This is a genomic window from Streptomyces sp. NPDC097640, from assembly GCF_040302705.1.
Taxonomy (GTDB): Bacteria; Actinomycetota; Actinomycetes; order Streptomycetales; family Streptomycetaceae; genus Streptomyces.
This window is the reverse complement of sequence record NZ_JBEOSB010000001.1, coordinates 493849-516666: the sequence shown is the minus strand read 5'-3', so window position 1 is coordinate 516666 and position 22818 is coordinate 493849. Positions and strand designations below refer to the sequence as shown.

The 22818-nt window shown below is 70.4% G+C and carries 21 protein-coding genes; 16 read left to right on the top strand and 5 right to left on the bottom strand.

The genetic code is table 11. The features are described 5' to 3' along the window. Window positions 1-78 precede the first annotated feature (78 nt). The 8 genes from ABTY62_RS01700 (at window position 79) to dctA (ending at window position 8127) form a co-directional block, all read left to right on the top strand. Entirely contained in the window at window positions 79-1083 is a 1005-nt protein-coding gene (locus tag ABTY62_RS01700) for a LacI family DNA-binding transcriptional regulator (protein ID WP_352127321.1), read from the top strand. A 127-nt stretch (window positions 1084-1210) separates the two neighbouring features. Next, complete coding sequence (locus tag ABTY62_RS01695) at window positions 1211-2467, top strand: cytochrome P450 (protein WP_352127320.1); 1257 nt, start codon at window positions 1211-1213, stop codon at window positions 2465-2467. A gap of 48 nt (window positions 2468-2515) precedes the next feature. Next, window positions 2516-3241: a GntR family transcriptional regulator gene (locus tag ABTY62_RS01690; RefSeq protein ID WP_352127319.1), complete on the top strand. Its 726-nt coding sequence runs from the start codon at window positions 2516-2518 to the stop codon at window positions 3239-3241. A gap of 164 nt (window positions 3242-3405) precedes the next feature. Next, window positions 3406-4476: an Ldh family oxidoreductase gene (locus tag ABTY62_RS01685; protein ID WP_352127318.1), complete on the top strand. Its 1071-nt coding sequence runs from the start codon at window positions 3406-3408 to the stop codon at window positions 4474-4476. Further along, the gene (locus tag ABTY62_RS01680; RefSeq protein WP_352127317.1) at window positions 4473-4775 is read left to right on the top strand and encodes a putative quinol monooxygenase; all 303 of its coding nucleotides are present in this window, start codon (window positions 4473-4475) and stop codon (window positions 4773-4775) included. The genes ABTY62_RS01685 and ABTY62_RS01680 overlap by 4 nt, the downstream gene beginning before the upstream one ends. Before the next feature lie 14 nt (window positions 4776-4789). Further along, window positions 4790-5227 carry a cupin domain-containing protein gene (locus ABTY62_RS01675; protein WP_352127316.1) on the top strand — a complete coding sequence of 146 codons (438 nt, stop codon included), beginning with the start codon at window positions 4790-4792 and terminating at the stop codon, window positions 5225-5227. Continuing rightward, window positions 5224-6609, top strand: a complete 1386-nt coding sequence (locus tag ABTY62_RS01670) for an aldehyde dehydrogenase family protein (RefSeq protein ID WP_352127315.1) — start codon at window positions 5224-5226, stop codon at window positions 6607-6609. Before ABTY62_RS01675 ends, ABTY62_RS01670 begins: the two co-directional genes overlap by 4 nt. A 192-nt stretch (window positions 6610-6801) precedes the next feature. Continuing rightward, window positions 6802-8127, top strand: coding sequence for a C4-dicarboxylate transporter DctA (gene dctA / locus ABTY62_RS01665; RefSeq protein WP_352127314.1), 1326 nt, complete (start codon window positions 6802-6804; stop codon window positions 8125-8127). Between the two features lie 136 nt (window positions 8128-8263). Here dctA and ABTY62_RS01660 read toward each other — a convergent pair whose 3' ends face one another. After that, window positions 8264-8791 carry a hypothetical protein gene (locus ABTY62_RS01660; RefSeq protein ID WP_352127313.1) on the bottom strand — a complete coding sequence of 176 codons (528 nt, stop codon included), beginning with the start codon at window positions 8789-8791 and terminating at the stop codon, window positions 8264-8266. Between the two features lie 298 nt (window positions 8792-9089). Between ABTY62_RS01660 and ABTY62_RS01655 the strand changes: the two genes are divergently transcribed. From ABTY62_RS01655 to ABTY62_RS01645, 3 genes are read left to right on the top strand one after another with little or no spacing between them, the layout of a single operon-like run. Then, window positions 9090-10466, top strand: a complete 1377-nt coding sequence (locus ABTY62_RS01655; RefSeq protein WP_352127312.1) for a C45 family autoproteolytic acyltransferase/hydrolase — start codon at window positions 9090-9092, stop codon at window positions 10464-10466. A 39-nt stretch (window positions 10467-10505) separates the two neighbouring features. After that, entirely contained in the window at window positions 10506-11495 is a 990-nt protein-coding gene (locus ABTY62_RS01650; RefSeq protein ID WP_352127311.1) for a histidine decarboxylase, pyruvoyl type, read from the top strand. After that, window positions 11492-13132, top strand: a complete 1641-nt coding sequence (locus ABTY62_RS01645) for a hypothetical protein (RefSeq protein ID WP_352127310.1) — start codon at window positions 11492-11494, stop codon at window positions 13130-13132. The genes ABTY62_RS01650 and ABTY62_RS01645 overlap by 4 nt, the downstream gene beginning before the upstream one ends. On the opposite strand, the gene ABTY62_RS01640 is transcribed toward ABTY62_RS01645, so the two are convergent. Next, a complete protein-coding gene (locus tag ABTY62_RS01640) occupies window positions 13133-13726 on the bottom strand; it encodes a TetR/AcrR family transcriptional regulator (protein ID WP_352127309.1) in 594 nt (197 codons plus the stop codon). A gap of 104 nt (window positions 13727-13830) precedes the next feature. Between ABTY62_RS01640 and ABTY62_RS01635 the strand changes: the two genes are divergently transcribed. Beyond that, window positions 13831-14271, top strand: coding sequence for a tautomerase family protein (locus ABTY62_RS01635; RefSeq protein WP_352127308.1), 441 nt, complete (start codon window positions 13831-13833; stop codon window positions 14269-14271). Continuing rightward, window positions 14264-15274: a zinc-dependent alcohol dehydrogenase gene (locus ABTY62_RS01630; protein ID WP_352127307.1), complete on the top strand. Its 1011-nt coding sequence runs from the start codon at window positions 14264-14266 to the stop codon at window positions 15272-15274. The genes ABTY62_RS01635 and ABTY62_RS01630 overlap by 8 nt, the downstream gene beginning before the upstream one ends. 96 nt (window positions 15275-15370) lie before the next feature. Here ABTY62_RS01630 and ABTY62_RS01625 read toward each other — a convergent pair whose 3' ends face one another. Together ABTY62_RS01625 and rraA are read right to left on the bottom strand one after the other, a co-directional pair. Next, window positions 15371-16072, bottom strand: coding sequence for a hypothetical protein (locus ABTY62_RS01625; RefSeq protein ID WP_352127306.1), 702 nt, complete (start codon window positions 16070-16072; stop codon window positions 15371-15373). A gap of 115 nt (window positions 16073-16187) precedes the next feature. Next, window positions 16188-16697 carry a ribonuclease E activity regulator RraA gene (rraA, locus tag ABTY62_RS01620; protein WP_352127305.1) on the bottom strand — a complete coding sequence of 170 codons (510 nt, stop codon included), beginning with the start codon at window positions 16695-16697 and terminating at the stop codon, window positions 16188-16190. Between the two features lie 153 nt (window positions 16698-16850). Between rraA and ABTY62_RS01615 the strand changes: the two genes are divergently transcribed. Then, complete coding sequence (locus tag ABTY62_RS01615) at window positions 16851-17741, top strand: GntR family transcriptional regulator (protein WP_352127304.1); 891 nt, start codon at window positions 16851-16853, stop codon at window positions 17739-17741. A gap of 108 nt (window positions 17742-17849) precedes the next feature. Next, the gene (gene acnA, locus ABTY62_RS01610) at window positions 17850-20495 is read left to right on the top strand and encodes an aconitate hydratase AcnA (protein WP_352127303.1); all 2646 of its coding nucleotides are present in this window, start codon (window positions 17850-17852) and stop codon (window positions 20493-20495) included. Between the two features lie 32 nt (window positions 20496-20527). Here the strand turns inward: acnA and ABTY62_RS01605 are convergent, their stop codons facing one another. After that, window positions 20528-21295 (bottom strand): FadR/GntR family transcriptional regulator, encoded by a 768-nt coding sequence (locus tag ABTY62_RS01605; protein ID WP_352127302.1) that lies wholly within the window; start codon window positions 21293-21295, stop codon window positions 20528-20530. 260 nt (window positions 21296-21555) lie between these two features. Here ABTY62_RS01605 and ABTY62_RS01600 point away from each other — a divergent pair, with 260 nt between their 5' ends. Further along, a complete protein-coding gene (locus ABTY62_RS01600; RefSeq protein WP_352127301.1) occupies window positions 21556-22728 on the top strand; it encodes an ABC transporter substrate-binding protein in 1173 nt (390 codons plus the stop codon). Window positions 22729-22818 lie beyond the last annotated feature (90 nt).

The following is a 22818-nucleotide window of genomic DNA, read 5'->3' as shown; positions in this document are numbered from 1 at the left end:
GCGGTGATGATCGAGGCGTGAGCGGTCACGTGAGCGCTCACGCCGGCCGCGTCCGCAGGTGGGAGAGGGGTGGGGCCCGTGTCCGCGAACGCCGGGTCTCGCCGTGTCACCATCGACGACGTGGCGCGCTCGGCCGGCGTGTCCCGGCAGACCGTCTCCCGCGCGGTCAACGACAAACCGGAGATCGACCCGGCCACACGGCAGCGGGTGCTGCGGGTGGCCGAGGCCATGGGCTACCGTCCCAGCCGGTTCGCCCGGGGCATGGTGGGCCCGCGGATCACCACGCTGGGCCTGGTCATCGCGGATGTGCTCAACCCCTTCTTCCCCGAGGTGGTCTCGGGCGTGCTGGCGGCGGCCGACGAGCGCGGCTGGCAGGTCGCCGTCTACAGCACCGGGTCCGCCCTGGAACGCGAGGCCGCGGTGGCCCGGACCGTGGTGGACCATGTGGACGCGTGTGTCGCCTTTCTGCTCGACCCCGGCGCCATCGAGCTGATCCACCGCTCCGGCATGCCTTTTGTGCTGCTCGACAACGAACACCGGCCGCCGGCGGTGAGCGGGGGGCGGATCGACTTCGCCACCGGCATGCGGCAGGCGGTCGGCCACCTCGTCGAGCGCGGCCACCGTCGCATCGCGATGCTGGACGACCGCGGGCGCCCGGACGCGGGCGAACGCGGCACCCGGCACTCGTTGTTCCTCCGGGCCGCCGCGGAACTCGGGCTGCCCGCCGACGCGGGTTGGGTGTTCCCCGCGGTCAACTCCCTCGACGGCGGGGCGGCGGCCATGGACGATGTGCTGGACACCGGCTTCGGGGCGACGGCCGTGCTCGCGTACAACGACCTGATCGCCATCGGCGCCATGCGCCGCGCCCGCGACCGCGGCGTGCGCGTCCCGGGGGACTGCGCGTTCGTGGGCTGCGACGGGCTGACCCTCAGTCGGCTGGTGGATCCGCCCCTGACGACCCTGCTGGTCGACAAGGAACTCCTCGGCCGGTCCGCGGTGCAGCAGATCGCCGCGCAGATGACCGGAGTCGCGGCGCGCGAGACGGTGATCGTGCCGCGCCTTGTGGTGCGCGCGTCTTCCTGACCTCTCCCAGCCGTGGCGCCGCGGATGCGTACGGATTCGTGATCGTTCCGGAGTTGGCCTGAACGGATCAGTTCGTTAGCCTCCCGGCATCCCCGCAGAAACGCCCCGCTCCGAGGAAGTCGACGCAGTGACGAACCCCCAGGACGCCCAAACGCCTCCCCCGGGCTGCCCCGCCCACGCCCCACAGCTGTACGGGCCGGATTTCCGGCGGCAGCCGACCGAGACCTACCAGCGGATACGGCGCGACCACGGACAGGTCGCCCCCGTGCTGCTCGAAGGCGACATCACCGCCTGGTTCGTCCTCGGCTACCGCGAGATACGCCAAGTGCTGTCCGACGTCGAGACCTTCGGCCGGGACCCGCGCCGCTGGAACGGCTGGGACAGCGTGCCGCCGGACTGGCCCCTCATGCCGTGGGTGGCGTACAGCCCGATGATGTCCTTCACCGAGGGCGAGGAGCACCACCGGCGCGCGACGGCCGTCAGCGATGTCCTTGCCACGATCGACCCCTTCATGCTGCGCGGGAGCTGTGAGAGGTTCGCCGACCAGCTGATCGACAAGTTCGCCACGATCGGCAAGGCGGACCTGGTGTTCGACTACATCCACTCGGTGCCCGCCCTCGCCATGGCCGAGGTGTTCGGCCTCTCCGACGACGAGGCCGGGCTGGCGGCCCTGGCGGAGGGGCTGACCAGCTCGTTCGTCTCCGGCGAGGACGCCATCGCCGGCCAGCAGCGGGCCGCCGCCCATGTGGCGGAGCTGGTGAGGGCCAAGCGCGAGGCGCCGGGCCCCGACTTCACCTCGCGGTTCATCCTGAGCACCCCGGACCTCACCGAGGAGCAGCATGTCGCGGACATGATGTTGCTGATGGCGGCGGCGCTGCCGACCACCGCGTACTGGATCGGCAACACCCTCCGGCTGATGCTCACCGACGCCCGCTTCGCCGCGTCTCTGACGGGCAACCGCCGCAGCACCGGCGAGGCCATGAACGAGGTGCTGTGGGCGGACTCCCCGGTCCAGAACCTCATCGGGCGGTACGCCACCCGCGACACCGCCCTCGGTGGCCGGCTCATCCGCACCGGCGACCTCGTCGTCCTCGGCCTGGCCGCGGCCAACGCCGACCCGCTGCTGTGGCCCGCCGCCCCCGTCGGCTACGGCGGGAACCACTCCCATGTCGCCTTCAGCGTCGGCGAGTACGGCTGCCCGGTGGGCGGCCCCGAGACGGCCAGGATCATCGCGGAGACGGCGATCGAGGTGCTGTTGGACCGCGTGCCGGACCTGACGCTGGCGGTCGCCCCCGACGAGCTGAGGTGGGCGGACCCCTTCTGGTACCGCTCCCTGGAGTCGCTGCCCGTCACCTTCACCCCCACCGCCACCACCGGGGGCTAGTGGCACACTAGTCTGTATACAGACTGGTTGGTATCGACGAGGAGTTCCATGACCCGGGCGACTGGCAAGAGCGAAGCGGTCTATGAGCGGCTGAAGAGCGACATCGAGTCGCTGCGGCTGCGGCCCGGGACCAAGCTCGGCGAGGTCCAGCTGGGTGAGGAACTGGGGGCCTCGCGGACGCCCGTGCGGGAGGCCATCCGACGGCTGGCCCGGGAGGGGCTGGTGGACTTCGTGCCGGGCGAGGTGGCCCGGGTCGCCCCGATCTCGCTGGGCGGCGTCCGCGCCCTGTTCGAGTTCCGGATGCTGCTGGAGCCCCGGGCCGCCTTGTCGGTCGCGACGGCGGGCGCGGCCGACGAGCGCGCGCTGCTCCCGTTCCGTGAGCTGCTGGAGCGACTGGAGGAGTTCGACGAGTCCTTCCGCGCGCGGGACGCGGCCGCGCAGGCGCGCTCGTACCAGGAGTTCTACGAGATCACCGAGGACTTCGACCAGTCGGTCATCGCGGCCTGCCGCAACCAGTACCTGGCCCGCACGATCCGCGACCTGCGCAGCGAGACCGTGCGCCTGCGCCATCTCTCGCACAGCGGCCCGCGCCGCATGCTGACCTCGCTGGACGAGCACCGCGCGATGCTGAAGGCGATCACGCGGGGGGACGCCCAGGCGGCGGAGGCGGCGTGCCGGCACCACCTCGCGCAGACCCTCCAGGCGCTCATCGACAGCCTCACCGGCCAGGACCTGGCGCTCGGCACGGACGTTCAGCTGGACGTGGTGGGCTGACCCCACGCCCCCGGCCCCACGCCCGGGCCCCACGCCCCGGGCCCTACCCCCCGGGCCCACTCGCCCGGGCCCGCGCTCTCCGGCCCTGTGGTTTCCTTGAGCCAAGTGATGTATACAGGAGTGGATACATGCTCGGCTCTACGATCTACGCGAGGGGCTGTCCAATGCCGCATACCGTCGGCGCCGCCGACCTGCTGGGGTTCGCCGCCGCCACCACCGAAGCCCATGGCGTCCCGCCCGCGGACGCCCGTCTGCTCGCGGACACCCTGGTGACCGCGGAGCTGTGGGGACACCCGTCGCACGGGATGCTGCGCCTGCCCTGGTACCTCAGGCGTATCGAGAGCGGGGCGACGGCCGCCGTGACCGCCCCCGAGATCGTGAGCGACAACGGCGCCGTCCTCGTCGTCGACGGCCACGACGGCCTCGGGCAGGTGATCACCGACCGTGCGGTGGGCTGGGGCGTCGAGCGGGCCCGCCGACATGGCATCAGCGCGGTAGCGGTCCGCGACTCCGGCCACTTCGGCACCGCCGCGTACTACACCCGCAAGGCCGCCGAGCGTGGCTGCGTGGCACTGCTGGTCACCAACGCCAGCCCGGCGATGGCGCCCTGGGGCGGCCGGGAGAAGCGGGTCGGCACCAACCCGTGGTCGATCGCGGCCCCCGGCGGCCGCCACGGCACGGTCGTGATGGACATCGCCAACACCGCGGCCGCGCGCGGCAAGATCTACTACGCCAGGGAGCGCGGCGTGCCGATCCCGGAGGGCTGGGCGGCCGACGCGGACGGCGTGCCGACCACCGACCCGCGCCGCGCCGTCGAGGGCCTGATCCTGCCCATGGCCGGCCACAAGGGCTACGCCATCTCCTTCATGTTCGATGTGCTGGCGGGTGTGCTGACCGGCAGCGCCTTCGGCTCTGCGGTCGTCGGCCCGTACCACCCCTCCGGCCGCAGCGGCGTCGGCCACCTGCTGATCTGCGTGGACGTCCGCTCGATGGCCGACCCGGCCCTGTTCGAGGCGCGGGTGGAGGCCCTGATCGAGGAGACCAAGTCCACCCCCACCGCCCCGGGCACGGCCGAGATCCTGGTCCCCGGCGAGCCGGAGGTCCGCACCGCCGCGCGTCTGCGCACCGAGGGCATCACGCTCGTCGACGACACCTGGGCCTCACTCGCGCACATCGCCAAGGCCACCGCCGTACCCCTGCCCCTTCCCATCACCCGCCAGGAGCTCCCCGCATGATCGCGCTGACCGTCTCCCTCCAGGTCGCCCCGGGCTGCCGTGACGCATTCCTCAAGGCCATCGAGGAGAACGCCGAGCGCTCCTTCACCGATGAGCCCGGCTGCCACTACTTCGACGTCGTCTGCGACCTGGCCGACGACCACCACTTCGTCTTCCACGAGATCTACGAGGACGAGGCGGCCGTCGAGGCCCATCGCGCCGCGCCGCACTACAAGGTCTGGCGCGAGGCGGCGGCAAAGTACGTCGTCCCCGGCAGCCAGGTCAACACGCTCTCCCGCCGTCTGTTCCACCACTCCTGAACGGAGCCGCCGCCATGTGCGCCAACCGCCCCGCGGAACCGAATCTGCTCATCCACCCCGACGAGGTCGAACGCTTCGACCGCGGCGGCGGGGTGGCCACCGTCCCGTACGTCGGCAAGTGGAACTCGGAGGCGGCCGTCATCACCACCGGCCAGACCGTCTTCCAGCCGGGCACCGGCCTGCCCCTGCACAGCCACAACGTCGAGGAGTCCGTCCTGATCCTCGAAGGCGAGGCGACCGCGGAGATCGACGGCGACCTCTTCGACCTGGAGGTCGGCCAGGCCACCTGGGTCCCGGCCGGCGTCCCGCACCGGTTCTTCAACCGCGGCGCGGGCGTCATGCGGATCTACTGGGTCTACGGCGGCCGGGACGTCACCCGCACCATCACCGCCACCGGCGAGACCTTCGAGCATCTCTCCGCGAGCGACAAGGGCGGTGCCCCCACCTCATGAGCGCCGCCATACGGACGGTCAACCCCGCCACCGGACAGCCGCTGGCCTCGTACGACACCTGGGACACCGCACGGATCGAGGCCGCCGTGGAGCGTGCCCATGCCGCCTCGCGCGCCTGGGCCCTGGTCCCGGTCGCCGAGCGGGCCGCACGCGTCGCCCACCTGGCCCGTACCCTGCGCGAACACAAGGACCGGCTCGCCCACCTGACTGTCACGGAGATGGGCAAGCCCGTCGGGGAGGCGGAGGCCGAGGTCGAGAAGTCCGCCCTGACCGCCGAGTACTACGCCGAGCGGGGGCCCGGCATCCTCGCCGACGAACACGTGGCCGTCGACGGTGCCGAGGCCTGGGTGGCGTACGAACCCGCCGGCCTGGTCCTGGCGGTCATGCCGTGGAACTTCCCCGTCTGGCAGGTGATGCGCTTCGCCATCCCGTCCCTGGTGGCGGGCAACGGAGTGCTGCTCAAACACGCCTCCAACGTCACCGGCGGCGCGCTCGCCCTACAGGACCTCATCGTCGAAGCCGGCTTCCCCGAACACCTGGTGACCACCCTGGTCATCGCGGACGCCGACGTCCCCGACACCACCTCACGGCTCATCGAGGACGACCGCATCGCCGCGGTCACCCTCACCGGCAGCAACCGGGCCGGGGCCGCGGTCGGCGCGGCGGCCGGGCGGGCGGCGAAGAAGTCCGTGCTGGAGCTGGGCGGTTCGGACGCCTTCGTGGTCCTCGACGACGCCGACGTCGAGGCGGCCGCGGCGGCCGCGGTGCGGGCGCGCTTCGCCAACTCCGGCCAGAGCTGTGTGTGCGCCAAGCGGTTCATCGTGGCCGAGGCGGTCATGGACGCCTTCACCACGGCGTTCGTCGCAGGTGTCGAGCGGTTGCGGATCGGCGACCCACACGACCGCTCCACGCAGGTCGGCCCACTCGCCCGCGGCGATCTGCGCGAGGCGATCGCCCGCCAGGTCGAGGAATCGGTGGCAGCGGGCGCGCGTCTCCTCACTGGCGGAAAGCCTCTGCCCGGCGAGGGCTGTTTCTTCCAGCCCACCGTCCTGACGGACACCGGCCCGGGCATGGCGGCCTTCGACGAGGAGACCTTCGGCCCGCTGGCCGCCCTGGCCGTCGCCCGTGATGACGACGACGCCGCACGGCTGGCCGATGCCACCTCCTTCGGCCTGGGCCTGAGCGTCTGGACGGCCGACACCGGGCGCGGCGTCGCACTGGCCCGCCGCGTCACGAGCGGGGCGGCGTTCGTCAACGCCGTGGTCGCCTCCGACCCGCGGCTGCCCTTCGGCGGTACGAAGCGCAGCGGTTATGGACGCGAACTGGCGGGCGCCGGCATCCGCGAGTTCACCAACACCCGCGCCTACTGGGTCGCCTCCTGACCCCTCCCTGACCTGGGCACCACCCCGAGGCCCCGCCTGCCCGTATGCGGCAGGCGGGACCTTCGCATGCCCGAATCCGCACGCTCCGATCGAGGTGCGGATGTTTCCAAGAGATGTCCACAGAGGGCTATACAGAGTCGAATACAGCTCTGTATACAGAGATGGATTTCCAGCCTCCGAAGGAGATGAAAGATGACGTACTGGTTGCGCCAGTTGTGGGTCCAGGTTCTCATCGGCATGGCGGCAGGCATCGTCGTCGGCGCGGTGTGGCCGGGCACCGCCGAACAGATGCAGCCGTTCAGTGACGGCTTCGTCGCCCTGATGAAGATGATCGTGGCGCCGGTGCTCTTCTGCACCGTCGTCCTGGGCGTGGGCAAGGTCGACAGCATCGGCCGGGTCGGCCGGGTCGGCGCCAAGTCACTGGTCTACTTCATCGCCCTGACCGGTCTGTGCATGGTGGTCGGTCTGGTCATCGGCAATGTCTTCCAGCCGGGCGCCGGCATGCACATCGACGCCTCGTCGCTGAGCACCGAGGACCTGCCCGAGGGCGCTGCCACCGCCCATCTGAACCTGCCGGACTTCATCCTGTCGATCATCCCGGCCACGATGTTCTCCGCCTTCACCGAGGGCGAGATCCTCCCGGTCATGCTGGTCTCGGTGCTGTTCGGCATCGGCGTCAAGGCCGTCGGCGAGCCCGCCGCGGGCCTGTTGCGCGGTGTGGAGAACCTCTCCAAGGTCGTCTTCAAGGTCGTCGGCTGGGTCATGCGCACGGCCCCGCTCGGCGCCTTCGGCGGCCTGGCGCTGACGGTGGGCAAGTACGGCATCGGCACCCTGCACCAGCTGCTGATCCTGATCGCGATCTTCTCCGTGACCTGCCTGCTCTTCATCCTGGTCGTCTTCGGCGGTCTGCTGCGCTACACCGGCCTCAACCTCTTCAAGCTCTGTCGCTACCTCAAGGAAGAGCTCATGATCATCCTGGCGACCTGCTCCAGCGAGGCCGTACTGCCGCGCATGGTCGACAAGATGACGAACCTGGGCGCCGCCCGCCCGGTCGTCGGCCTCACCCTCCCGGCCGGCTACTCCTTCAACCTCGACGGCACCGCCATCTATCTGACGATGAGCTCGCTCTTCCTGGCCCAGGCCCTCGACATCCACATGTCCCTCGGCGAGCAGCTGGCGATGCTCGGCATCATGATGATCACCAGCAAGGGAGCGGCCGGCGTCCCGGGCGGCGCCTTCGTGGTCCTCGCCGGCAGCGTCAGCATCATCGGCCACGTCCCGATGGCGGCCCTCGCCCTGATCGTCGGCATCGACCGCTTCCTCAACGAGGGTCGCATCCTCACCACCGTCCTCGGCAACGCCGTCGCCACCATCTTCATCGCCAAGTGGGAAGGAGCCTTCGACCTGGAGCGCGCCAAGGCCGTCCTCGACGGCAAAGACGTCCCGCCCCTGGCCCCCGACGAGCACGAGCGGTCGGCCGCCCACCTCCCCGCCACCGCACCGGCGGCAGCCGGCTGACCACCCCTCTGGCCGAGGCGACCGCGCGGCACCGCACCATCCAACTGCCCCGGTCGCCCCGCCACGCTGAGTGAGCTGCTGCCGCCGCGCGGGTTCGCCTTTCGCCGATGCCCACGCCGCCGGGCCGGGAGCTGCCTCAGCCGGCCGTCTCCACCTTGGTCGCCTTGGCCACCTCGCAGGTCTGCGGCATCGCGGCGGAGCCGCCCTTCCAGGCGGCGGACGCGAGTGCGCTCTTCATGGCTCCGGCCTGGACGGGCTGGTTGGCGAGGGTGGCGTAGACCGCCTTGTCGGGGTGCGCGGAGTTCAGAAAGCGGACCTTGACGGTGTAGGCGTAGTCCGCCGCGCCCTTCACGTTGTCGAGCTGGACGATCGCGTACAGCTTGGACGCGTCGCGCAGCTGACACGACTTGATGCTCACCTCGACCTTGGACGTGACGGTCTGGCCGGCACCGGTTCCGCCGGCCGAGCCGTCCGCCGCGGCGGACGGCGACGACGACGTGGCCTTCGCGCTCGGAGAACCACTGCTGCTCGCGCTCTTCTCCCCGCTCTTCCCCTCGGTGGAGGACGACGCGTCGCCCGACCCGCCGCTGGAGCAGGCCGAGAGGGCGAGGAGGGCGGAGGCGGCGAGCGCGCCGAACGCGGCGGCGCGAGAGAGGTGGCGCATGGTGGAAGGTCCCCCGTCAGGACACGACTTCGCCGGACGGACCGGCCGACTCCGGTTCACGCTACACCTGCTGTAACCGCCTCCCGCCACGCGGGGCAAGCGATGAGTGAGGACGGCGACTCCCCCACCACGACACCGTCGGCGTCGGCCGCGGCCGGGCAGCCGGCCCGCGCCGCGCGATGGCTCGCGAGTTGCCCTATGGTGATATGCGGGGGTTTGGCCACCGGTGGGGGCGCGGGCGGGGAGGCGGCCGACCCGGGGGCGACACACACAATGTCTCGTGAATGGGCGATATCCCATGGACGACAAGGTTGTGCCGCCGGGCGAGCCGGTGCCGGAAGAGGGCTGGATCTACCTTCGTCTCGAAGGAGACGCGAGACACCGCGGCGAACAGCACGGAAAAGCACTCGCCAAGGAACTGCGAGACGCTCTCGACGTCGGCGATTTCATGGCCGAGTGGGACACCGGTGAGAACCTGAAGTACTTCGCCGGTCTGGTCGGGGAGGCGTTCGGCCCCCTCGACGAGGAATACCTGGACGAGATCAGGGGCATCGTCAAGGGCGCCACCGGTGGAAAGGCCGCGTTCACCCCCAGGCGAAAGGTCCCCATCACCGAAGAGGTGCTGATCGCCTGGAACGCGTACAACGAACTGGTCGGGACATGGTGGCCGCTGGATCCACCGCAGGACACGGCCGTCGGCACGCGCGTCAGAAGCTCCCCGGGGCGGTGCAGCGCCTTCGCCACCACGGGCGCGGCCAGCGACGGCGGGAAGATCGTGATGGCGCACAACACCTGGGACCGTTACGCCATCGCCGAGTGTTACAACATCATCCTCGACATCGTCCCCCCGGCGGGCAAGGGACATCGCGTGCTGATGCAAGCGGCCCCCGGCTACATCACCAGCGGCGCGGACTGGGTGGTGACCGACGCGGGGCTGATGATCTGCGAAGCGACCATCGGAAGCTTCACCGGACACTTCCTCAAGGGCAAAACCCCCGAGTTCCAGCGTTCCCGAAAGGCCGCCCAGTACGGCGACAGCATCGAAACGTGGCAACAGCGGATGCTCGACGGCAACAACGGGGGCTACGCGAACACATGGCTCGTCGGAGAGGCCAGGAGCGCGAAGAAGAGGATCGCGCGCATCGATGTGGGCTCGGCCTGTCACGGCTCCGAGGAACGCACCGACGGATACTTCGCCTGCTACAACGTCGCCTCGAACCTCAGGGTGCGCAATCAGGAGACCTCCGACCCCGGCGCCTACTCCGACCTCCGCGGCAACGGGGCCCGGCGCGTGCGCTTCGACCAGCTGCTCGGCAACTCCGTGCGGATGACCGCCGAGCAGGCGCAGAAGGTGATCGCGGATCACCACGACGTCTACTGCGACAACGCCATCCGCCCCGGTTCACGGTCGATCTGCGGACATCTCGACCTCGATGACGGCCATGCCGGCAACCACGGCCGGGAGCCCTTCTATCCCCACGGGGCCAACGACGGGAAGGTCATGGACAGCGACATGGCGGCGAACATGACGTTCCAGGCCCGCTGGGGCAACTCCTGCGGCCTCCCCTTCGACGCCAAGGACTTCCTGACGACACACCCGCAGTACGAGTGGTTGACGGGCTGGTTGCACGACCGGCCCACCCGGCAGTGGGCCACCTTCCCCCCGAAGCGGTGAACGACAGCGTCGAGAACCCGAGCTGGAAAGGGAAACGACATGCCGAACAACCCGACTCCCGGCGACATCAAGTCCGTGGTGCGGAACGCCATAGGTCCCATGGAGGAGTACGCCATGGGCTACCTCAACCCCGTGGGCACCAACCCGGCACCCACACCCTCCTCACAGGGCACCGGATACATCGCGACGATGAAGCTCTCCGTGGGCACGGTGAAGATCGACGAGGCCGACATCCTGGACGAGGGCACCGAGAACATCGTGTCCTACGACCGATGCGAGGCGACCGACGCCAACATCAGCCAGATCAACATGGGCACCGCCTCCTCGTTCTGCGGGCTGAACGGCGCCCTCTGGGGATACCACCTCGCGGAGGCGGAACTCCCCAAGACTCCGGTCTTCACCGTTCCCGCCAATGGGGGCGGCAGCAAATCCCTGGACGTCTACGACGCCACGCCCCTGCTCGACGCGACCTATCGGCTCTTCGGCACCGTTGACGTCCCACGGCACCCGCCCCTCCCCGGAGCCCATGTCATCTGCGCCAACAAGAGCATCACCGTACGCGGACCCTCCTACGCCTGGGCCTTCATCGCGATCGCCATCGCGGACGACCCCACGGAGAGCAACCTGTTCATCGAGGACTGCGGCGAATTCCCCGCGCGTCCGTACGAGACGAACGGAACGAAGACGGTGTTCCCCACGGGCGACCAGGTCAGGGACCTGCTGCTGAAGCACGAGTGGGCTGTGGCGAAAAGCGTCCAAATGTGCGGAGCGGACTACCGCAAGAAGGCCTACTCGAAGATGTTCGCCGTCAGCCGAGCCGTGTACGCCGCGCCCGGCGAGGTGGGCTCCGCGCTCGCCTGCGCCCCGTACGTACTGCTCGCCCAGAACGATCTCCCGACGAAGTGGACGACCGACAAGCTGGTCGACAGCACCCTCGCCACGTGGCAGTCGGCACGGTGGAGCGACAAGCTCCCCAACTACCCCTACCCGGACCGCTCTGTCGTCGGCGCACCGAAGGAGCAACCGTGAAAGCCACCAAGCTCGAGAGCGACATCACGGACCAGTGGGCGCAGCTCTTCCCGGTCGCCGGGTACACCTCCGGATGGCCACAGAACAAGGACATCGCCCACCTGTTCATCCCCACCACGGATGCGGTGCACGACGCCAATGACAAGATCGGCGCCCTCCGCAAGCGCCTGCCGGAGATCTCCGACGCCGACCTGCGCACGACCGCCGACCGGCAGCTGACCCTGCTCGCCACGCAGCTCGCCTGGCCACAGCCCGGCGTGGCGGTCCAGGACTGTGGCGACGGGGCCTTCTACATCGATCTCCTCACCGGAAAGGCGTTCGGTCGCCCCGACCCCAGGAAGTGGCTTCCCGGCTTCCTCGACAGCGCCGCCAAGAAGATCGACTTCGAGACGGAGCGGCTGACCAAGATCCCGCTCGACGTCACTCACCGTAGGCAGTGCCTCACCGCGGCCGCCTACTGCGAAGCCACGATGCGGATCCTCAAAAAAAACCACTCGGCGAAGATCGACACCGTCCTGAAGAAACTGGACCACTTCAAGCAGACGGTGGACGGCTCGATCAAGGGGCTCGACGCGGACGATGTCCCGACCGTGATCCACGCTCTGCGGGAGCACACCGGCGCGCCCACGTACACCGAGGGATACCCTCAGCTCGTCGCCGACCTGTACGACTTCGTCCCCAGCGCCGCGGACCTGGACACGACCGCGACCACCTGGCTCGAGCAGGACCTGACCATCGTGAAGGCCCTGGCCGCCGAGCTCGCGTCCCTGCTGAAGCTGCCGCGCGGCTCCTCCGTCGGCGACGTGTGGGCCGAAGTCGGCCGCAAGTGGCCGCTGGGCACGATCCGCGTCAAGGACGCCGCGAAGATCTGCGCGAACTTCGCCGACGCGTATCTCGTCGAGGTCCCCGCAGGACTCAAGCTGAGCCCGACGCCGCACTACCTGGAGCCGATGATCACGGGCGGGCAGGACATCGCGGTCGACTTCCTGACGGACAAACCGCAGTCGTGTCTCTACTACACCGAGGACAAGACCAGCGCGCTGCTCACGATGCTCAACGTCGTGGTCCACGAGTACTCGCACGGCATCAACTTCGTGCTCTCGGCCCAGCGCGCCGGCTCGCCCCTGCTCAACCTCGCCGGGCCGATGCAGGTGCCCCTCACGGAGGGGCAGGCGTTCTGGCGCGAGTGGGACTTCTCGCACGCGGCGGCCGACATCGTCGGACACTCCGGCCTCACCGGCAGACAGCGCGACTACCTGAATCTGTACGGGCAGACCACCGCCGAACAGTCCCAGGCGATCCGCGCCGCCCAGTTCGAGACCTACATCTGGCGTGTGGTGCGCCACCTGCGGGCGATGTGCGACGTCGAGGTCAACATGGGGTGGCGCACCTTCGTGGACTTCCTCGACCAGGCCGGCGAACAGACCGGCCTGACCGAGGAGTTCCTGTTCGGCGAGTGCTTCACCTTCCTCGCCCAGCCCGGCTACGCCCCTGCCTACGCCATCGACGGAATCCGCTACGGGCAGCTCCAACAGCAGGCCGTCGCGAGGGCCGGCACGGTGAAGGACTTCAACACCAAGGCGTCCGCCATGGGCTTCTACCCCTGGACCATCTGCGATCGGAAACTGCGCGCATAGTCAGGCCGGGTGGTCGAGGGCGCTGACGATCAGCGCTTCGAGTTGCTGCGCCACGCGGTCCAGGGGCTGCATGCTCCGCTTGGCGCGGCACATGGCGATGGCGCCCTCGACGGAGGCCACGATGAGGGCCGCGAGGCCCGGAGCCTGGTCGGGGGCGGCGCCGTGCTTCCGCAGGGCTTCGGCGAGCAGCTGCTCCCAGGACTCGAACGCCTCGGCCGCGGCGACGAGGGACGGGGGGATCTCACCGTCCGCCGCCGGCTCCTCGACGGAGACGGCGAGCACCGGACAGCCGGCGCGGAAGTCGCTCTCCACGACGATGCCACGCCACAGGGCCAGGAAGGCGCGCAGTCCGGCGGCCGGGCCGGCGTCCAGTTCCTTGCGCACGATGCGGGCGACCGCCTCGCCCGCGTACCGCACCGCCTCGGTGGCCAGTTGCTGCTTGCCCTCGGGGAAGTAGTGGTAGGTCGAGCCAAGCGGCGCCTTGGCGTGTTTGGCCAGCTCCCGGATGCTGGTGGCGCTCAGACCGCGCCTGCTGATCATGTCCGCCGCACCGGCCACGATGCGCTCGCGCGACGGCGCGCTGGATTTGGCCAAGGCCGAGCTCCCCTCTGGATATAACGCTTGTCATAGTCTAGCGTGGCCCCCGCCTATAACGACTGTCATAGAACTTGCGTACGGCACGATAGGGAGACTTCGCCATGCCGATGATCCGGCTCACCGCCCCGCCCGGTTCCCTGACCGAGGAGGGCCGCGGGACCGTTCAGCGCGACCTGGCCACCGTCCTGCTGCGCTGGGAGGGGGCGCCCGACACCGCGTTCTTCCGCGCCCAGGCGTGGAGCTACCTCGTCGAGCTGCCCGAGGGGGCGCAGACCACCGCCGAGGACGACGCGCCCCGGTTCCTCGTGGAGGTGACGGTTCCGCAGGGGGCGCTGTCCGAGCGGCGCAAGGCCGGCCTGGTCGAGGACGCCACCAGGACCGTGCTCGCGGCCGCCGGGCTCTCCCCGGCCGACCCGGGCGACGCCCTGCGCGTGTGGGTGCTGGTGCACGAGCAGCCCGACGGCACCTGGGGCGCGGGCGGCTCCGTCATCCGCTACGCCGACCTGGTGGCGCTCGCGAAGGAGCAGCGGGCCGATGCGTGAACTGACCTACGTCGCCCGGCACACCGTCGAATGGCGCGAGGCGCCCGACCCCGAGCTGCGATCCGACCAGGAGGCGATCGTCGCCCCGGTGGCCGCCACCAGCTGCGATGTCGACTCAGCCATTCTGGCCGGACACGGCTTCGTGGACCCGCCCTTCGCCCTCGGCCACGAATGCGTGGCCCGGGTCGTCGAGACCGGCGACGCCGTCACCACCGTGGCGCCCGGCGACCTGGTGGTCGTCCCCTGGTCCCTCAACTGCGGCACCTGCGACCACTGCCGCGCCGGGCTGACCGCGCACTGCACGGCCGTACCGCACATGGCCATGTACGGCGCGCCGATCGGCGGCAGCTGGGGTGGCCTCTTCTCCGACCTGGTCCGTGTGCCATGGGCGGACTCCATGCTCGTCCCCCTGCCCGCCGACCTCGACCCGGTCGCCATGGCCTCGGCCGGCGACAACTGGTCCCTGTCGTGGCGCCTGGTCGCCCCCCACCTCAAGGACAGGCCGGGGGCGCGCGTCCTGGTCGTCGCCCGCGGCAGCATCGGCCTGTACGTGTGCGACATCGCCCGAGCGCTCGGCGCCTCCGAGGTCCTGTACGTCGACCCCGACCCCGGGCACCGCGAGATCGCCCGCGGCTACGGCGCCGCCACCGCCGAGACCCTCGAGCCCGTCCGGCACGGATTCGACATCGCGGTCGAGGCCACGGGCCGCGTCGACCAGCTCGCCCTGGCCGTCAAGTCCCTCGCCCCGGAGGGCATCTGCGAGTCGGCGGGCAACCACTTCCGCCCCGGCGAGCTTCCCCTGCTGGACATGTACCTCACCGGCGTCACGATGCGCATCGCCCGGGACAACGTCCGCAACCACATCCCCGACGCCCTCGAACTCGCCCGCTCCGGCACGGTCGACCCCGCACGGGTCGTCTCCCACGTCCTCGACTGGGAACAGCTCCCCGACGCGCTGCCGGAGAAACACCTCAAGCCGGTTTTCGTCCGCGCCGACGGCTGACCATGCCCCAGCGCCCGATCCTGCCCGGCGCGCCGGTGTGCCGCGGATCGGCGGGCACGACCTGCGGCACACCACGGCCACCGTGCGGGCGAGGGCTCAGGACAGGAAGCTGCCGTACGGGCCGTTCAGGATCCCGTTCTTCTGGGCCTGGCTGAAGTGACAGTTCGGGTAGTCGTAGAACGAAGCGGACATCGGTGTGCCATCGGTGGACGTGGAGTCGGGCAGACCGAAGGCATGGCCCAGCTCGTGCACCATGCCGCCGTACCACCGGTTCATATTGCCGTTGGTCCCGGCGGCACCGTCGGCGTCGTGGCCGCTGAGGATCACCCAGCCGCCGCCACCGCCGCCACCGGAGACGCCCTGGGCCTCGGCGCTGATCTCGCCGACGCACAGCCAGCGCGAGTCCGGGGCCTGGAGGGACAACTTGCGCAGCAGCTCCTGGTGCATGTTGAACACGACCCACCAGTACGGGTCGTCGCCGTTCGGCGTGTTCTTGTACCAGGCCCGGTTGTGGTCGCCGTTGACCACCTCCACGGCCGGGGTGTTCAGCTTGAACGTCTTGCCGAGTTCCTGCCGGTAGTAGCGTTGCGACTCCTGCATCACACGGGTGATGCCATCGGGATACCGCTGGTCGAACGCCACATCCGAAGGCTTGAGCCAGAACACTCGCACGGTCCCGGTCGGCGGGGCGGCGGCCGCTTTCGTCGCGCCCGTCGCGGCCTCGGCTGTCCCCGCGAACACCCCGGAACCTAACGCTGCCATCCCAGCCGTCGCGGTCAGCACCGCGCGGCGTGTCATCCTGCCACTTTCCACCGGACGTCCCTCCTCGGTGTACCAGTACATGACAATACGAAGCTAGCACCAACTTGCGGTATTGCGAACCATGTTCGAAATACCGACCGACGCCTTCCCCCTAGCTCGCCGGCGCGGCCGCGGGGAGCAGCACCACCCCGTCCTCATCGGCGTGCAGGATGTCGCCGGTGGCGAAGGTGACACCACCGAAGGACACCGGGACATCGACCTCGCCCTGCCCGGCCTTGCCGCTCTTGCGCGGGTTGGTGCCGAGGGCCTGCACACCGACGGACATGCCTGCCAGGGCGGCGACATCCCGGACCGCCCCGAGGATCACGAGGCCCGCCCAGCCGTTGTCGAGGGCGCGCTTGGCCATGCGGTCGCCGAGCAGGGCGTTGCGCAGGGAGGCGCGGCCGTCGACGACCACGACATGACCGTCGCCGGGCTCCCGCAGCAGGGCGTGCAGCAGGGCGTTGTCCTCGTGGCAGGAGACGGTCCGGATCGGCCCCGAGAAGGAGCGGACGGCCCCGTACGAGGTGAACTGAACGTCGCACACGCGGAGTTGAGTGCCGTACTGGTCGGCGAGGTCGGCGGTGGGGATCGGGGTGGCGGGTATGGAAGTGGCGGGCATCGGGTCCTCCTGGGGTGGGAGTGGAGAGTGAGCGCCGTAGTGGCCGCACACCCTTTTGTATCAAACATCGCTTCGATACAATCACCCCCATCAGATCGGCGGGATTCATAGGATGAGGTTTCGCAGACCCACCACGTGAAGAGCGCAGGAGCGATGTCGCGGCCCAACCTGACCACCCCGATGGCCACCCGACTGGTGGACCTGATGCGTCGCAGCGGCCTCGAAGAGGGCGCCCATGTCACCGAGCAGTGGGCGGCGGACGAGCTGGACGTCTCCCGTACGCCGGTGCGCAAGGCGATGCTCTTCCTGGCCGAGGTCGGCATCCTCGACCGGATCCCCAACCGCGGCTTCTTCCTCACGCGTGACGCGCGCGCCCTCGCCCGGCCGGACCTCGGCGAGGGCGAGGACGTGGAGCAGTCGGCCTACTTCGAGATCGCGGACGACTACGTCGGCGGCCGCTTCACCGGCTCCTTCACCGCGGCCGACATCGGCCGCCGCTATCGGCTCACCCCCCGCCAGGCCGACCGGGTGCTGTCCCGGATGGAGGGCGAGGACCTGGTGCGGCGCAGGGCGGGCGGCCGGGGCTGGGAGTTCCAGCACGTCATGGCCACCGTCGAAGCGCACGACCAGAGCTATCGCTTCCGGATGATCATTGAGCCGGCCGCGCTGCTGGAGCCGGGTTTCACCGTGGACGCCGAGGCCTTCGCGCGCCACCGGCAACAGCAGGAGGCCCTGCTGCGCGGGGACATCCTGCTGCTGCCGCGGGCCGAGCTGTTCCAGGTCAACGCCTCGTTCCACGAGATGCTGGTGGGCTGCTCCGGCAACCAGTTCCTGCTCGATGCCGTACGGCGCCAGAACCGGCTGCGCCGGCTGATCGAGTACCGCCACCAGATCGACCGCTCCCGGCTCACCAACCAGGCCCGGGAACACCTGAGACTTCTGGACCTGGTGGAGAGCGGGGACCTGAAGGCGGCGTCCGCCTATCTGAGCAGGCACCTGGACACGGTGCGGTCGATCAAGACGGGGATCGACGGAGAGCGCTGAGGCTCCAGCAGGGGTGCCGGGCGGCCGAAGCGTCCGAGCAGTTGTATCAATCAGCACCTTGAGACAATATGGCCGGGCACATCGCCACGTCTACGCCAGCAGGGGATCATGAACGCCGACCGCACTGCCGTGCTCAATGTCGAGGGCCGCTCCTATCGCTATCGGCCCCTGGACCGGATCCTGCCGCCCGGCGAGCTGGACACGCTGCCGTACGCGGTGCGGGTGCTGCTGGAGAACGTCGCGCGACGGTCGCCCCAGGCGCTGCCGGACGTGGTGGCGCGGGCCCGCGCCGCGGGCGGAGGCGGCGAGGTGCCGGTGCATCCGAACCGGATCATGCTGCACGACACCACCTGTCTGCCGGCCCTGGCCGACTTCGCGGCCATGCGCGACAGCGTCGCCGAACTCGGCGGGGATCCCGAACGGCTCCAGCCGTCGATCCCCGTGGACCTGACCGTGGACCACTCCGTGATCGTCGAGGAGTACGGCCGGGCCGACGCCGTCGAGCGCAATCTGCTGATCGACTTCCGGCGCAACGGCGAGCGGTACGAGATGGTGAAGTGGGCCGAGCGCAGTGTGCGCAACTTCCGCGTGGTCCCGCCCGGGACCGGGATCATCCACCAGATCAACATGGAGGCGCTGGCCCGGGTGGTGTGGGTGACGGACCCGGAGGACGGCGGCGCGCCCTGGCTGCACCCCGATGTGCTCGTCGCCACCGACAGCCACACCCCGATGATCAATGCCCTGGGTGTCGTCGGCTGGGGAGTCGGCGGCCTCGAAGGGCAGGCCGCCATGCTCGGCGAGCCGGTCACCATCCCCTACCCGGACGTGGTCGGTGTCCGCCTGACCGGCCGGCTTCGGCCCGGCGTCGGCGCCACCGACCTCGCCCTGACCCTCACCGAACTGCTGCGCGCCACGGGCGTGGTGAACAAGTTCGTCGAGTTCTGCGGCGACGGCGTCACCACGCTGGGCTGGGCCGAACGTGCCGCGGTCTCCAACATGGCCCCTGAGTACGGCGCGACCTGCGTCTTCTTCCCCTACGACGACGAGACCGCCGCCTATCTGCGGCTGAGCGGCCGGGAGGAGGAACACGTCCGTCTCGTCGACGCCTACCTCACCGCCCAGGGACTCAAGCGCACCGACGACCGCCCCGTCCCCCGCTACGACCAGGTGCTCGACCTCGACCTCGGCACGGTCGAGCCCAGCGTGGCCGGACCGAACCTGCCGCACCAGCGGCTGCCGCTGTCCCGGGTCCCGGCCTCGTTCCGGCAGGCGGCGGGCCGTACGACCACCGAGGCGGATACCTTCGGCGAACCCCTGCCCGACGGCCCGGTGGCCATCGCCGCCATCACCAGCTGCACCAACACCGCCAACCCGGCCCTCGTCGTGCAGGCGGGCCTGCTCGCCGAGCGGGCGGTCCGGGCGGGGCTGACCGCCAAGCCCTGGGTCAAGACCTCGCTCTCCCCCGGCTCACGCGTCGTCGAGGAGTATCTGCGCGAGGCCGGGCTGCTGCCGGCCCTGGAGAAGACCGGCTTCCATATCGTCGGCTTCGGCTGCATGACCTGCATCGGCAACTCCGGCCCACTGCATCCGGCGATGGAGCGCCTCGCCGAGGACGGTGCGGTCGAGCCGGTGGCCGTCCTGTCCGGCAACCGCAACTTCGCGGGCCGGGTCAACCCGCGCGTCTCCCTGTCGTACCTCGCCTCCCCGCCGCTGGTCGTCGCCTACGCGCTGGCCGGATCGGTCCTGCACGACTTCGACCACGAGCCGCTGGGGACGGACCGGGAGGGCCGCCCCGTCCATCTCAAGGACCTGTGGCCCTCCGACGAGGAGGTCGCCGCGTGTGTCGCGCGGTTCGTCCGGCCGGAGATGTTCCGCGCCAACGCCGCGCGCATCCGGCAGGGCACCCGGGCCTGGCAGGAGATCGAGGCACCCGGGGGCACCCGCTTCCCCTGGGACCCGGGGTCGACCTACATCCGCCGCCCACCCCATCTCACCCACCTGTCCGCGAACCCACCGGCCCGGCTGAAGATCGACCGGGCCAGGGTCCTCCTCCGGCTCGGCGACAACGTCACGACCGACCACATCTCCCCCGCGGGCGCCATCCCCGCCCGCAGCGCGGCCGGAGAGTGGCTCACCGGGCGCGGGGTCGCCCGCCGCGACCTCAACCAGTACTCCACGCGCCGCAGCAACCACAAGGTCATGCTGCGTGGCGCCTTCACCAACGCCGCCGTCACCAACCTGCTGCTGGACACCCCCGGCGGGCCGCCGGGGCCCGGCGGCCACGCGTACACGGCCGACGGCGCCCGTGTCCTGCCCGTCCACCTGGCCGCGCCGACGTACCGGGAGGCGGGCCACGACCTGGTCGTCGTCGCCGGCCGCAACTACGGGGCCGGGTCCAGCCGGGACTGGGCGGCCAAGGCCCAGGCGCTGCTGGGGGTGCGCGCGGTCGTCGCCGAGTCGTACGAGCGTATCCACCGCAGCAACCTGATCGGCATGGGCGTGCTGCCGCTGGAGTTCGCCGAGGGCGACGACGCTTCGTCCCGCCCCTTCGCCTTCGGGCAGGAGCTCTCCTTCGACGGGCTCGACACCCTGGCCGTCGGCACCAACCGCGTCACCCTGCGTCTGCGGGGAGCCGGGGGAGGCCACGCCACCGTGGAACTACGGCTGCGGATCTTCTCCCGCCAGGAGCTGGCCTACCTCCGGCACGGAGGCATCCTGCCGTACGTGGTCCGCCGCGCCCTTGCCTCACCATGAGGGCCAGACATCAACCGGTTAACCGGTTGGAGTCACCGCCCTCCGCCGAGCCGAGCGCGCAGACGGCGGGTCGCCGAGTCCATGTGGGCGTGCATGGCCGTCCGCGCGGCACGGGGGTTCTTGGCCCGCACGGCCTCCAGTACGGCCTCGTGCTCGCCGAGCCGCCCCTCCCCCGGCTTGCGGATGTTCTGCCGGATCCACACGGCCACCAGCGTCTCCAGACGGGCCTGAAGGCCGGCCAGGGCGCTGTTGTGCGAGGCCTGGGCCAGCGCCCGGTGGAAGGCCAGGTCGGCCTCCAGATAGCGCTCGGGGTCGTCGTGTTCGGCCGCCATCCGGGCCAGATGGGCCTCCAGGGCGGTGACGTCGTTGTCCGTCCTGCGCAGGGCGGCCAGTTCCGCGAGGTCGACCTCCACACAGGCGCGCGCCTCCAGGAGTTCGTCCATCGTGTGGTCGCCCAGCATCAGCCCCCACTCCAGGACCTGCGGCAACAGGTCCGAAGTGGCGCCCCGCACATAGGTGCCGTCGCCCTGCCGGATCTCCAGGAGCCCGAGCAGCGACAGGGACTTGAGCGCCTCGCGGACCGCCGAGCGGCCCACCCCGAAGGTCTCCGCGAGCTCCCGCTCCGGCGGCAGCCGGTCACCGGCCCTGAGCTGCCCCGAGGTCAGCAGGTGGTCCAGCAGGCGGCGCGCCACCTCCACCGCGGGAGCCTGCGGCTCCTCCCGTTCGATCCGTGCCAGCCCGGCCATGCCCGCAGCCTCCCCTGTCTGGTGGTTCACCGGCGCGGCAGGAATGCCGCGCACGATCGACACCGTAACCCTCCGCGACACGGACGCCGTAGGTCCGAGTTCGCGCGTCCACCGCCCGGGAATCAGATCACAATCTCCGGACGGCACCGAACCAACCTCGCCTGAATGGTTGACAGGTTGACCGGTTGAAGTCATCGTCATCGAAACCAACGGGAGCAGCACCGGAACCGTCGCACCGGCCGCATCAGCCGCCGGGGTCCCGGTGCTCTCGACGCAGCTGACAGCGCCGTCGCGCCCACACGAGAAGAGCCCCCATGTTTCCCACCCGTTTCGGCCGAGCCGCCGCAGCGGAAGCCGATCGCAGGCCGTCCCGCCGCAGCGTTCTGCGCGGCGCCGCCGCCGTCGGAGCCCTCACCGCCACCGGCGGCACGCTCGGCGGCTGTAGCACCACGGACGCGAACGCCGCCGCGCAGCCGAACCCCGGCTACTACCCCGCCTCGTACAAGAAGATCGTCGACGCCTCGCGCCGCGAGAAGAAGCTCCTGATCTACTCGAACACCTCGCAGACCGCCTGGCAGCCGATCTTCGACGCCTTCACGGACCACTACCCGTGGCTGGCGGACATCCGGGCCACCAACCTGGGCAGCTCCGCCGTCTACGAGCGGTACTACAGCGAGGCCGCCACCGGCGGCTCCCCGGCCGACCTGCTGGTGTCCAACGGCGGCCCCCTCTGGGGCGACTACGCCAAACGCAAGGTCACCGCCGACTACACCTCGCCGGAGAAGGGACACCTGCCGGACTGGGGCGAGATGATGCCCGGCGTCTGGGTGTTCTCCACCGACCCCGTCGTCGTCCTGTACAACCGCAAGACCCTCGACGCGTCCCAGTACCCCAAGGGTCTCGTCTCCCTGGCGGAGATCGCCGAGGCCGAGCCGTCCCGCTTCCGCGGCAAATTCGGCGTATACGACCCCAGCAACGCCTACGGCTACTCCACCAACCAGGGCTACACCAGCACGGTCGCGGACGGCTGGGACACCTTCGCCCGCATCCTGCCCTTCGCCCGGGCGGACCACTCGTCGGGCACGCTCGTGGAGAAGGTCGTCTCGGGCGAGTACGACGCCTCGTTCAACCTCAGCGGCGGTGTGGCCGTGCCGGCCGCCGAGGGCAGCGGTGGCCTGCTCGGCTGGTCGTACTGCACCGAAGGGACCGTCGTCGTCCCCCGCGCGGCGTCGATCGTCAGGACGGCGCCGCACGCCAACGCCGCCCGCCTCTTCGTCGACTTCCTGCTCTCCGCGGAGGGCCAGGCCGCGGTGGCCAAGGGGGGCCTGACGCCGTACCGGGAGGGTGTGGAGCAGGACGACACCGACAGCCTGCAGGACATCCGGCGCAAGGTCGGCGCCGACCGCGTGCACCTCTACCGCTACACCGAGGTGCCGGAGGAGACCCAGGACACGTACCTCGCGCGCTGGGAGAAGGCCATGGGCTGACCCGCCCGCCGCTCACCCACCGCCCTCCTCCCTCCTCTCTCCTCCTCGTCGTCCCCGTCGTCCCCGTCGTCCTCGTCACCCTCGTCCGGA